The organism is Allobosea sp. P4_C6, assembly GCF_056402015.1.
On record NZ_JBFUIF010000072.1, the window covers coordinates 1 to 11,559 of the forward strand.

Annotated in this window: 11 protein-coding genes; 5 read left to right on the forward strand and 6 right to left on the reverse strand. The window is 63.3% G+C overall.

Annotated elements, in window-relative coordinates; genetic code table 11:
- On the forward strand, window positions 1-216 hold a 216-nt coding region (locus tag AC1DVA_RS24810; RefSeq protein ID WP_476807631.1), incomplete at its 5' end, for an integrase core domain-containing protein.
- A gap of 418 nt (window positions 217-634) precedes the next feature.
- On the opposite strand, the gene AC1DVA_RS24815 is transcribed toward AC1DVA_RS24810, so the two are convergent.
- From AC1DVA_RS24815 to AC1DVA_RS24835, 5 genes are all read right to left on the reverse strand, one after another.
- Window positions 635-1,612: a Bug family tripartite tricarboxylate transporter substrate binding protein gene (locus AC1DVA_RS24815; protein ID WP_476807632.1), complete on the reverse strand. Its 978-nt coding sequence runs from the start codon at window positions 1,610-1,612 to the stop codon at window positions 635-637.
- A 95-nt stretch (window positions 1,613-1,707) separates the two neighbouring features.
- A complete protein-coding gene (locus AC1DVA_RS24820) occupies window positions 1,708-2,556 on the reverse strand; it encodes a fumarylacetoacetate hydrolase family protein (RefSeq protein ID WP_476807633.1) in 849 nt (282 codons plus the stop codon).
- A 14-nt stretch (window positions 2,557-2,570) separates the two neighbouring features.
- A complete protein-coding gene (locus AC1DVA_RS24825) occupies window positions 2,571-4,199 on the reverse strand; it encodes a bifunctional 3-(3-hydroxy-phenyl)propionate/3-hydroxycinnamic acid hydroxylase (RefSeq protein ID WP_476807641.1) in 1,629 nt (542 codons plus the stop codon).
- Between the two features lie 34 nt (window positions 4,200-4,233).
- A complete protein-coding gene (locus tag AC1DVA_RS24830; RefSeq protein ID WP_476807634.1) occupies window positions 4,234-5,151 on the reverse strand; it encodes a VOC family protein in 918 nt (305 codons plus the stop codon).
- The gene (locus tag AC1DVA_RS24835) at window positions 5,148-6,200 is read right to left on the reverse strand and encodes an amidohydrolase family protein (RefSeq protein WP_476807635.1); all 1,053 of its coding nucleotides are present in this window, start codon (window positions 6,198-6,200) and stop codon (window positions 5,148-5,150) included. The genes AC1DVA_RS24830 and AC1DVA_RS24835 overlap by 4 nt, the downstream gene beginning before the upstream one ends.
- A 178-nt stretch (window positions 6,201-6,378) precedes the next feature.
- Here AC1DVA_RS24835 and AC1DVA_RS24840 point away from each other — a divergent pair, with 178 nt between their 5' ends.
- The gene (locus AC1DVA_RS24840; RefSeq protein WP_476807636.1) at window positions 6,379-7,047 is read left to right on the forward strand and encodes a GntR family transcriptional regulator; all 669 of its coding nucleotides are present in this window, start codon (window positions 6,379-6,381) and stop codon (window positions 7,045-7,047) included.
- A gap of 122 nt (window positions 7,048-7,169) precedes the next feature.
- Here the strand turns inward: AC1DVA_RS24840 and AC1DVA_RS24845 are convergent, their stop codons facing one another.
- Complete coding sequence (locus AC1DVA_RS24845) at window positions 7,170-7,910, reverse strand: SDR family NAD(P)-dependent oxidoreductase (protein ID WP_476807637.1); 741 nt, start codon at window positions 7,908-7,910, stop codon at window positions 7,170-7,172.
- A gap of 202 nt (window positions 7,911-8,112) precedes the next feature.
- Here AC1DVA_RS24845 and AC1DVA_RS24850 point away from each other — a divergent pair, with 202 nt between their 5' ends.
- From AC1DVA_RS24850 to AC1DVA_RS24860, 3 genes are all read left to right on the forward strand, one after another.
- Window positions 8,113-9,852: an ABC transporter permease gene (locus AC1DVA_RS24850; protein WP_476807638.1), complete on the forward strand. Its 1,740-nt coding sequence runs from the start codon at window positions 8,113-8,115 to the stop codon at window positions 9,850-9,852.
- Window positions 9,853-9,858: 6 nt separating this feature from the next.
- Window positions 9,859-10,968, forward strand: coding sequence for an ABC transporter ATP-binding protein (locus AC1DVA_RS24855; protein ID WP_476807639.1), 1,110 nt, complete (start codon window positions 9,859-9,861; stop codon window positions 10,966-10,968).
- A 31-nt stretch (window positions 10,969-10,999) separates the two neighbouring features.
- Window positions 11,000-11,559 (forward strand): type 2 periplasmic-binding domain-containing protein (locus AC1DVA_RS24860; protein ID WP_476807640.1); only part of this gene is annotated, 560 nt, incomplete at its 3' end.

Consider the following 11,559-nt stretch of genomic DNA (forward strand, 5'->3'; position numbering starts at 1 on the left):
CTGCGCGACGAACTCCTGAGCGGCGAGCTGTTCTACAGCCTCGCCGAGGCTCGGATCGTCATCGAGGGCTGGCGTCAGCACTACAATACCCGGCGCCCGCACTCCTCGCTCGGCTACAAGCCGCCAGCACCGGTCGCTGTGGTCTGGCCGCCTACGAAAACCCAACCCGCTTCGCCGGCCATCTCAACCGTGGCCGACAAGCCCACCATGCATTAGATTAGAACCGGGCCACCTGATGGGGGCAGGCCATCTCCGCTGCGCGAGCCGTCATTGAACGGCAGCTTTCACCGAGCTGATGGCGGCTGACCACGCTCACCTGATGAGCGGAATGAAGACGATCGCGCCGACCACAATCACGATAGCGGCCGGATCAAAAGGCCGTTGACTCGCGCCATCTCCGCCCCGGACGATCTTGATGTACTCATGTCGGAACTCATTGCCCACGCGTTATACTTCAACGCGCGATTGATCAGCGCAATCGGCAATCCGCAGACGGTCGATTTAGGCGCCTGGCGTGGGGGCACTTTGGCTGCCTCCGCACGCTTCGCTGAAATAAATGGAGCAGGCGGCAACGGCGCCCAGCGCGACGGGGACTGGGCAAAAGGCGCAGTCCACCGTCGGCATGTGCCCGGACTCACTGCGGCTCTATGCCGAACTCCTTGATCAAGGCGCCCATGGTATCGATCTCCTTCGTAAGAAAGCTGGTCGCGCCCGCCGGCGTGGCGAGGGGCCCGATATCGACGTCGAATCCAAGCGTCGGCGCACGCTCTCTCATGTCGGGCTGCTGAAGAATTTCGCCGATCTTCTGGCTCATCGTCTGGATGATGTCCGGTGGCGTGCCCGCAGGTGCCATCACCATGAACCAGCCGCCAATATCGGCGCTCGCCAGCGATTCCGCGATGGCCGGGACACCGGGGATCGAGGCCAACCGCCGGGTGCCCGCGACGGCGATGGGCCGGAGCGTGCCTTCCTTAATGAAGGGCTCTGCGACGGAGGCCGACTGGATCGTCGCCTGGATGCGGCCCGCGATCGTATCCTGGATCGAATTCGCGGCCGACGCATAGGGCACGAGCACCATCTTGGTCCCGGCGCGCCTGTTGATCGTCTGGCCGATCAGGCCGGAGATGTTGCGCTCGCTGTCGACAGCGAGGCTGATCTCGCCCGGCTTGGCTTTCTCCTGGGCAATTAGCTCGGCCAGCGACTGGATCGGCAGAGTGGGGTTGACCAGCAGGACGTGGTGACTGCGCGCCACCAGGGCGACCGGCGCGAGATCCTTGAGCGGATCATAGGGCAGCTTCTTGAAGGTGTGTGGGTTGGTCGACAAGGACGCAGAGGTGGCGAACAAGAAAGTGTAGCCGTCGGGCGCGGCGCGAGCCACGGCTTGCGTGCCTACAATGTTGGCCGCACCCGTGCGGTTCTCGACAAAGACCTGCTGGCCAAGGCTGCGCGAGAGCTTGTCGGCAAGGACGCGCGCTAGGATGTCGGGGCTATTGCCAGCAGCCTGGGGTACCACGAGTGCGATGGGGCGCTGCGGCCATGACTGAGCCTGCACGCCGGTCGTGGCGACGAGGGCGAGCGCGGCTGTAAGGGCCAAACCAGGGATCTTGAGCATCGTTTCCTCCGGGCTCTTTTTGTTCGTTGAGGGAGCGTTGCCGCCACGCGCGCTTCGCGAGCCTCGAAGCAGCGTCGTCGGCGACAGCGGAGTGCTCAGGCTTCGTCGACGACGCCGTTGCGCAGCGTCCCGAGGCGGTCGATCTCGACCTCGACCACGTCGCCGGGCTTTAGCCAGAGGGGCGGCGTGCGCTTGGCGCCGACGCCGCCGGGCGTGCCGGTGGCGATGACGTCGCCAGGCTCCAGACGCGTGAACGACGAACAGTATTCTATGATACGCGGTATATCGAAGAGCATCTGCTCAAACGTCGCGTCCTGCACGACCTGACCGTTGACCCGCGTCTGCAGCCGCAGCGGACCCAGCTCGCCCAGTTCGTCGGGCGTCATCATCCAGGGCCCAAAGGCCCCGGTACCAGGAAAGTTCTTGCCCGGCGTGAACTGGTGGGTGTGACGCTGGAAGTCGCGGATGCTGCCTTCATTGTAGCAGGCGTACCCGGCAACATGGGCGAAGGCATCGGCGCGCGCGATATAACGGCCCGGCTTGCCGATGACGATCGCAAGCTCGCCCTCGAAATCCAGCTCGTGCGAGACGCGGGGCCGGACGAGATCGGCGCCGTGGCCGATCTGCGAGTTCGCGAAGCGCCCGAAGATGGTTGGGTTCTCGACCTCGGCGCGGCCCGTCTCCCTGCGGTGCATCTCGTAGTTCAGGCCGACGCAGAGGATCTTGTCCGGGTTGGGCAGCACCGGCAGCCAGCCGATGGCCGAGAGCGGATGGCGTGGCGCGCGCGCGGCGGCACCGGCCGCCTCGGCGAGCGCGTCAGCGGCGATGGCGCTCTTGAGATCGGCATAACGGTCGCGCAGGACCGCGCCGAGATCGACCGCCTCATTGCCGTCGATCAGGCCCCATGTCGGAACGCCTTGAAGGTGAAAAGTCGCGAAACGCATTGAAGCGGGTCCTCTCAGGGAAGGGCTGGAGCGATCTGCGGCCGAAGAGCCGCCGAAAGGCTGGGGACAAGACCGGACTCAAGTTCGTCGAGCAGCTCGGCCAGGTCGGCTTCGCCGGAGGCGGTGCCGAATACATAGTGGTCCGGCCGAACGATCGCGGCCGCCCGCGCGCGCGCCTCGAACCAGTCACGTAGCACACCGTCGAGCTCTTCGACCTCGGCGTCGGCGCGCGGAAACGAGTGCTCGCCGGCACGGGAGAGCACGACCAGCCGCAAGCCGATCGCATGAGCCCTTGCGACGATGCGGGACGACAACTGAGCGGCCAATGCCGCCTCGATCACCAGCCGCAGGCCAGCGCCTGCAACAGTGTCGAGGCGAGCGCGTCCCTGCGGCGCCTTCACCCAGGGCTGCGGGAACAGTTTGCCGCGACCCGGATCATGCTCTGCCGCCAGCAGGCCCGTCGCGAGCGGCGGAACGATTTCCTGGCGCGTGATGGTGCGCGGCCCCCCGCCGCCCTCGGCAAGGATGCGGGCGTCGCGCTCGCGTGCCGCGACCGGGTCGCGTTCGCAGATCACCTGCCCGATCGCCTTGATCCGAGTGGTCAGCTCGCGCACATGGCGGCTGCGCTCGGGCTCGTAGCTGTCGAGAAGAGCCTCGCCGGAGACACCCTCGATGACGCGAACGAGCTTCCAGATCAAATTGGCGACGTCACGAACGCCCTGGCACATGCCCTGCCCGATGAAGGGCGGCTGCTGGTGCGCTGCGTCGCCCGCGATAAAGACGCGACCGATCCGCCAGGGCTCGGCCACGAGCGCATGGAAGCGGTAGCTTGCCGCGCGCCAGAGCGTTGCGTCGGCGGGCGTCAGCCAGCGTGCCAGCAGCTCCCAGACCCGTTCCGGTGTCTGAGCCGCGTGCGGGTCTTCGCCGGGCAGGAGCATGATTTCCCAGCGCCGATGATTGCCCGGACCGATGATGAAGCTCGTCGGGCGCCGCGGATCGCAAAATTGCGCCGCTGTCTGCGGCAGCTTGCCCAGCGCGTCATCGTCGACCAGCACATCGACCACGAGCCAGGGCTCATCGAAGATGAGATCGGCAAGCGTGATGCCGAGGCGCTCGCGAATCCCGCTGGAAGCGCCGTCGCAGCCGATGACATAGTCGGCCGTGACCATCCGCACTGTGCCGTCATCCGCCCGTAAGGTCAGGGTCACGCCATGGTCGGACTGCGCGAGATCGACGAGTTCGGTCCCGAGCGAGACCTCGACATTCTCATAGGCCTCGGCATGCGCGCGCAGCGCCGCCTCGACCGGCGGCTGGGTAAAGACCATGGTCGGGACATAGCCCAACGGAAAGGGTTCCGGCACCGTGTCGATGCGCCGGATGAGCTGGCCCTCGGCGCCGAAATGCTCCGAGGCGTGGAACGGCGCGACATGCGGCAGAACCTGATCCGCGACGCCGAGATTGTCGAACAGCCGCATGATCTCATGGTCGATCGCGATCGCGCGCGGCTTGTCGTAGACCGCGCGCTGTTTGTCGATCACCAGGCTCCGTATGCCGTGATGCCCGAGCAGGCTCGCCGCGACGGCGCCACTCGGGCCGAAGCCGACGACGACCACCTGAAAATGATTCCGATTCGGGAGGTTTATCTCGCTCACCTGCGCAACTGTCCTTCGCTCGCGTTCAGCAGGAGCCCGGCGGCCTTGCAGCCGGGCGATAGATGATCGCCGCCTGCGCGGCCTTGACGTGGTCAGCCTTCGGCGGCGCGATGCCCCAATGGTCGGTTCGGCCCGGCGGCCAGACCCATTCGTCGGGCCCGCGGACGCTATAGGCGTCGTCGACCTGCAGGACCTCGGCAGTGAATTCGACGACGAAGCCGACAGGATCGATGAAGTAGGCGAAGACATTGTCGCCGGGTCCGTGCCTGCCCACGCCCCAGGCGATCGGATAGCCCGCGTCGATGAGGCGACCCGAGGCGCGCATCACCGATTCCCAATCCCGCATGAGGAAGGCGATGTGGTTGAGGCCATTGCCTTTCGCCTCGGCCAGGACCACGGCATGATGATCGCTGTTGCAGCGCAGGAAGGCCATCAGCTTCGAGCGGTCGGTCACGGCGAAGCCCAGCCCCTTCTGGTAGAAGGCCGCCTGCGCATCGACATCGCTGCTGTTGAGGTTGACATGGGCCAGGCGTGACGGCCGGTCGCGCGCTTCGCCGGCATCGGCATGCATCCGGTCGCCTTGGACCAAGCGGTAGACCCCTCCCTGCGGTTCGGCGAGCGTGACGATGCTGCCGCCGTCCGGTTCGGCATTGGGGCCGGGCGGCGCCAGTATCGTCGCGCCATGGGCCACGGCACGCTCTGCGATGGCGCCGAGGTCCTCCGCCTCGTCGATCCGGAATGTGACCGAGAGGATCTCCGGCCCCTCGCTGGCATGAAGCGCGAGAACGTGATGGTCCGCTCCACTCGCGCGCAGATAGACGACGCCGTCCACCCGGGCAGCGACCAAAAGGCCCCAGACCTGCGTGTAGAAGCGCTCGGACAAGGCGAGATCCGGCGTGCCAATGGCGACGCTGCGCAGGCCGCTGACAGGGAAACGGGTCATAGTGATTGCTCCACGTTCCGGCCGAGGAAAGTTGCCGCATTGTCGCGCAGCAGCCGCCGGCGCACTGCATCGTCAGCGAAGGAAGCCTCGATGCGTTCGACCGGGTGCCGCTCGTGGAAATTGAAGGGATAGTCGGTGCCGACCATAATCTGGGTCTCGCCGAACAGGCCGGTCAGGTGCCGCAGCGTCGGCTCGTCATAGACGAGCGCATCGTAGAACAGCCGCCGAGCCTGCTCCCTCGGCGATGCCGCGATGCTGTCCTGCAGCGCCGGGAAGAGGCGCCGCCCCTCCTCAAGCCGCGGCAGCAGGAGGCCAAGCGTTCCCCCACCATGGCTGAACGCGATGCGCAGCTTTGGCCGGCGAAGCAGCAGGTTCGAACAGATCACGGAGGCAGCCGCGAGCCCGACATCGCCGGGATAGGCTAGAACCTGCTGGAGTTGAGCCGGGCCGACCAGCCGGTCCTGCCCGCAGGGGCGCACCGCATGCACGAAGACAGCCGCCCCCAGTTCCTCGGCCGCCTCGAAAAAGGGATCGAACTCCGGCGCCCCGATCGGCTTGCCGTTGACGTTGCTGCCGAGCTGGACGCCGGCAAAACCAGGCTGTCGCATCAGCCGATGCAACTCGTTCAGAGCGAGTTCCATGTCTTGCAGCGGCACGGCACCGAGCCCGACCAGGCGCCCATTTGCTTCGTCGACCATGCCCGCAATCTGGTCGTTGATGTAGCGCAGCAACTCGTCGGCGGGCGCGGCATCCATCCAATAGGACAGAAGCTCTGGCATGGCGGAGATCGCCTGCATCGACAGACCCATATCTTCCATGTCGCTCAAGCGCTTGGGGACGTCCCAGCAGCGATCGGAGACCGTGCGGTAGTTGCGTCCGTCGATCACGACATGCCGGTGGCAGGGCTGCGCGGCCTCCGTCGAGGGCCAGCCCGCCGGGGGAGGCCCCTTTAGATAGCCCGGGAACGTCGCCGGCACGATATGGGCGTGGATATCGACGCCGCAGCTGCAGCAACCGGATTTCCCATCCTTCCGGATTGCCGGCGACATGATGCGGCCCTCGTCCATTGGAGATTGTTCGTTTGCCATACCTATATTGCGAAGCATGGGATGAAAAGCATAAAATTTATAAATTTTGAGATACTACACGAATCTCTACAAAATCATTATAGTGAGCTCGGCTAGCTCGCTTCCTGGCTTCCCGAGATCGTACCCGGCCGAACCTCCCATGAGCACGTCTTCCCCTTCCACCCGTACGCTCGACCTCTATGACAAGCTGCGGGAAGATCTGCTTTCCGGACGGCTGAAGCCGGACCAGAAACTGCAAATGCGATTCCTGATGGAGGCGTATCAAGCGGGCCAGACGCCGCTGCGCGAGGCCCTCAACCGCTTGACCGCTGAGGGACTTGTGGAAGCGCGCGAACAGCGCGGGTTCGTTGTCTCGCCCGTCAGCCGGTCCGAACTCCGCGAACTCACCATGACCCGATGCTGGGTCGAGACTCTAGCGTTGCGCAAGGCTATGGAAGCTACGACCCCCTCATGGGAAGAAGAGCTCGTCATCGCCCATCATCGGCTCAGTCGTACGCCGCGCTCGCTGAATCCCGAGAGGTTCGAGGACAATCCTGAATGGGAGCGTCTGCACCGGATCTTCCACCGGACGCTAATCGGCCAATGCGGATCGAGGCCGCTACTCGGCTTCTGCGATGAGTTGGCCGATCAGCTCTACCGCTATCGGCGTCTCTCGATCGGTCGCGCATTTCCGGTCCGGCATGTGGCCGACGAGCATCTTGCCATCGTTACGGCCGTGCTCGACGGCGATGCCGAAAAGGCGGTCGATCTCCTCGAGCGCCACTACCGGCACACCGCCGACGTCATCCTCGAAGACCCGACGATGTGACGCAGTGGATATCCGGAGGTTCGCCTGCAATGGTCGGGCGGGCGCAGCGACAATGTCTGCGCGCCGCCGTTCGTTGGGCGCGGGGCGCTGGCGGGCCTATCGCCTCCGACGGGGCCGCGGCATTAGCGCAACCCGCTGACGCTGAAGCCGCCATCGACATGCAGGACTTCGCCGGTCACGTAGCTCGATTCATCTGACGACAGGAACAGTGCGCTGCCGCCGACTTCGTCTGGCTGGGCGACCCGCCCCAGTGGGATGCGGGCGATATAGGCTGCTTTGCGCTGCTCGCCGTGGGACTTCATCAGAGGGGTTTCGACCGGTCCCGGCGCAATGGCGTTCACCCGTACGCCGAATTCGGCCAGGTCCATCGCAGCTATCCGGGTGAAATGGGCCACGGCAGCTTTTGACGTTCCGTAGGAGACCCCGCCCTTTTGGGCGAGTTTCCCGGTGACGGACGCAATGTTGATCAGGCTTCCACTTCTCTGCGCCGCCATTGGACGCGCCGCCTCGCGACAACAGAGGAATGTACCGATCATGTTTATCCGCTGAACACGCTCGAAATCCGCAAGCGATGTATCGAAGATGCTGCGGATTCCCAATGTCACCCCTGCGCAATTAATCATAACGTCCAGCCCGCCAGCCACGTCGACCATGGTGTCAACCATTCGCTTGACGCTGCCCTCGTCGGTGACGTCGACTTCCACCGCGGCGCCGTTCAGTTCCTTAGCCGATACCTCAGCGCCGGCGCGGTCGATGTCCGCGATTGTAATGGCTCCGCCGGCGGCGGCCAATCTCCGAGCGACGGCGAGGCCGATGCCGCGCGCGCCTCCGACAACGAGAACCTTTTTGCCATCGATGCGCATAGGGATTGCTCCGCCTTATGTTTCTAAACTCGTATCGTCGATTATAAATCCAGTAGACACATATTATCGATTTTTGTTGTCGTCCATGTCAAAATATGTAGGATCTGTTCAAGATTATAAAATCGGAGGAAATGATGATGCCAGCGAGCCAGTTTGAAGAGTTTGCTGACTCTGCGACCCGGCGCTTCACGTGGGGTCGCGCATGACTGCCGGCTCTGGCTCGCTCGTCGCCCCAAATGGTCCGGCTGAAATATCGCAGCGCGATCGCGGCGGTCTTTCAGAGTGGCTCGAGCGGTGGCTGCCCGTAGCGTCGGTGCTTGTCGGCATCGGGCTCGTGGCGCTGCCGCTAATTGCTACCCTGATCCAGAGCCTCTTTCCGTCGAATTCAGCCGCCGGCTCATTGACGCTGCAGAATTTCGTCTGGCTGCTGTCAAACCGAAATTTTATTGAAGCGACGCTGAATACGCTGCTGTGCGGATGTGCCGTCACGCTGCTGAGCCTGTGCTTCGGGTTCACGCTCGCTTGGCTCGTATCTCGAACGGACATGCCTGGGCGCCGATTCTTCGACCTGATGAATCTCGTGCCGTTCTTCCTGTCGCCTTATGTCGGCGCAATCAGTTGGATCTACCTCGCGGCGCCGAATAGCGGCCTAATCCAGTCGACGCTCTTTGCCGTTTTCGGCTCTGAAGTGCCGGTCCCGGACATCTTCGGCCGTGGTGGGGTCATCATGGTGCTAACGCTGTTCTACACGCCCTATATCTATCTCTTCGTCATCGCTCCGCTGCGCCAGATGGACGGGGCTCTCGAGGATGCAGCGCGCGTCCACGGCGCCAGCTTCCTGCAAACCGTCAGGCTGATAGTCATCCCCTTGATGATGCCGGCACTCATGTCGGGCGGGCTGATCGTCTTCGTCACCAGCGCAGGCTTATTCGACGTGCCGCTTGCCTTGGCGTCCCCCAGCGGTATCCGGATGATTCCGACCGAGATATTCGGACTGCTGCAATATCCGGCGGAGTTTGGGCGCGCCTCAGCGATTGCCGTCGTCATCCTGATCGTAACCGCAAGCCTAACGCTGGCCCAGCGTGGCTACATAGACAAGCGCCGCTTCGATACGGTGTCGGGCAAGGGCTACAAGCCGCGTCGGATCGCTCTGTCCCCGATTGCAAAAACCGCGGCGATCTCGTTCGAATGCCTCTATGTCGGCGCCGCAGTCATTTTGCCGATCATCGCGCTGTTATTGGTCTCGCTTTCCTCGGTATGGACGGGCCAGTTCAGCTTGGCTGCCGTCACACTCCGGAACTTCGATTTCGTCCTCTTCCGCAGCGAACTGGCCAGGACCGCCATCGTCAACAGCCTTTATCTCGCCCTGGCGGGCGCGACTATTGCAGTCATCATGAGCATGTTGCAGGCCTATGCGCTCCAGCGCGGCATGGGTCGCAAAAAGGCCGTCGTCGATATCCTGCTCTCGCTCTCGCTCGGAGTTCCGGGGATCATCCTCGGACTTGGCATGCTGATCTTGGCCATCCGCACGCCGCTCTATGGGACGCTGACGCTCATCCTGATCGCGTATGTGATCCGCTTCTTCGCCTATTCCACGCGCAGCCTCACGGCGATGATCATGACGATCAATCCGGAGCTGGAGCAGAGCGCACGCACGAGCGGCGCGAATTGGCTGCAGGCCACGCGCCATATCCTGCTGCCCCTGATGTGGCCGGGTATCGTCGCGGCCTGGATCATGTTGTTCGTGATCTTCATCCGCGAACTCGGCGCGACGATCCTAATCTACAGCCAGGGAACGGAGACGATCAGTGTCGCCCTCATTCTCCTTGCTGGACGCAACACGGGTTATGTCGCCGCGCTTGGCATCGTCCAGGTGGCCCTGCTTCTCGGGGCTCTGATGCTCCTGAGATTCACAAAAGCCCGTCTGAGCCCCGAGGACTGAATTGCCATGACTATCGCTTCCGAAACGAAGTCTGTCGACGTCGAAAACCTCTCGAAGACGTTCGGCTCCTTCGCCGCCCTTCAAAACGTTTCCTTCGCGATAACCGAGGGCAGCACGGTCGCCTTGCTCGGGCCTAGCGGCTGTGGCAAGACCACGATCCTCCGCTGTCTGGCCGGGCTCGAACTGCCGGATAGTGGGGTGATCCAGATCGGAGAGCAGACCGTTTATAACGGCCGCGCCGGCACCAACCTGCCGCCCGAGCGCAGGAATGTTGGCGTCGTCTTCCAGTCCTACGCTATCTGGCCACATATGTCTGTCGCCGAGAATATTGGATTTCCGCTGAAGCTTCGCGGGGTCTCGAAGGCGACGATTTTTAATGAGGTCACCCGCCTGCTCGATATGGTCGGCCTCTCTAGCGCCCGCGACAAAATGGCGACGCAACTAAGCGGTGGCCAACAGCAGCGCGTCGCCATTGCGCGCGCCCTGATCAGTGCCCCCCGCTTGGTGCTGTTCGACGAGGCCCTTTCCAACCTCGATGCACAGATGCGCGAGCAGATGCGCATGGAACTGCAGCTTCTCCAGGCGAGGATCGGCTTCACCGCACTCTACGTCACGCACGATCAGACGGAGGCTTTCGCGCTGGCTGAGCACGTCATCGTCATGAACCGCGGCTCGATCGAGACGAGCGGTCACCCCGAGCACGTCTTCCGAAATCCGGCGACGCCGTTCGTCGCTGAGTTCATGGGGCTGAACATGCTGGCCGGCACTGCCACGCCGCCAGAGCGTGCGGGCTGCGCCTCCTTCACTCTCGGCGCAGCCTCGCTGACCGGGAAGATCGCCGGCCATGATCGCATCGAAGCGGGGGCGCCAATTGTCCTCGGTATCCGCAAAGAGCATCTCAGTCTGCAACGCCACGACTGCGATCTCCCCGGCGAAGATTTCAACTCGATCGAGGGGGAAGTGGTCGCGTCGTCGTTCCTCGGCGTCAGTCGCGAATACCTGCTGAAGGCCGGCTCCGTTGAGATCAAGGCTATTTCCGATGTTCACGACCACAAGATCGGAGATCGCGTAAGGCTGAATGTTCGCAAGGACAACGTCCTCGTCTATTCCAAATAAGCACAGCAAGAAATTGGGGAAGGAAAACGTGATGAATGCAACCAAGCGAAGCTTTCTTTCGGCGGTCGGCACGATTCTAGCGCTGTCGATCAGCGCTCCTGTTGGCGCACAGGTTTCTGCGCAGTCACCCGAACTGGCGGCTATGGTCCAGGCCGCGAAGGCCGAGGGCCGCGTCAACTATGTCGAGGCGGTCGCCACCGCCGATACCGTCGCCAAACTGGCCAAGGGGTTCAAGGCGCGCTACGGGTTGCCGGATTCATTCAATGTCGCCTACACGCAGGCCAATACCAGCGCTATCGTCACTCGGCTGCAGCAGGAAATGGCAGCCAGCCGCATGAGCGTCGACGTGGTCGGACTGGCAGCGCCTTCCTGGGTCTTCAGTCGCGTCGCCTCCGGCGACATCATGAAATACGCATCGCCGGAGTATAAGCATTACCAGCGGTCGTTCGAGCTCGGCATGGGGCTGGACGAATATTTCGCCTTCAACGGAGCCTATTTCTTCGTTCCTGCCTGGAACGCGGCAAAGCTCGATTTCAAAGGCACTTCATGGGCCGACGTCATGGGAGCGGTGCCTTCCCAGCGCCTTTCCAT

Coding starts and splice junctions, on each gene's coding strand:
- AC1DVA_RS24835 (WP_476807635.1), bottom strand. CDS start 6,200: ATGTCGCCGGCAATCCGGAAGGATGGGAAATCCGGTTGCTGCAGCTGC.
- AC1DVA_RS24840 (WP_476807636.1), top strand. CDS start 6,379: ATGAGCACGTCTTCCCCTTCCACCCGTACGCTCGACCTCTATGACAAG.
- AC1DVA_RS24815 (WP_476807632.1), bottom strand. CDS start 1,612: ATGCTCAAGATCCCTGGTTTGGCCCTTACAGCCGCGCTCGCCCTCGTC.
- AC1DVA_RS24830 (WP_476807634.1), bottom strand. CDS start 5,151: ATGACCCGTTTCCCTGTCAGCGGCCTGCGCAGCGTCGCCATTGGCACG.
- AC1DVA_RS24850 (WP_476807638.1), top strand. CDS start 8,113: ATGACTGCCGGCTCTGGCTCGCTCGTCGCCCCAAATGGTCCGGCTGAA.
- AC1DVA_RS24855 (WP_476807639.1), top strand. CDS start 9,859: ATGACTATCGCTTCCGAAACGAAGTCTGTCGACGTCGAAAACCTCTCG.
- AC1DVA_RS24820 (WP_476807633.1), bottom strand. CDS start 2,556: ATGCGTTTCGCGACTTTTCACCTTCAAGGCGTTCCGACATGGGGCCTG.
- AC1DVA_RS24845 (WP_476807637.1), bottom strand. CDS start 7,910: ATGCGCATCGATGGCAAAAAGGTTCTCGTTGTCGGAGGCGCGCGCGGC.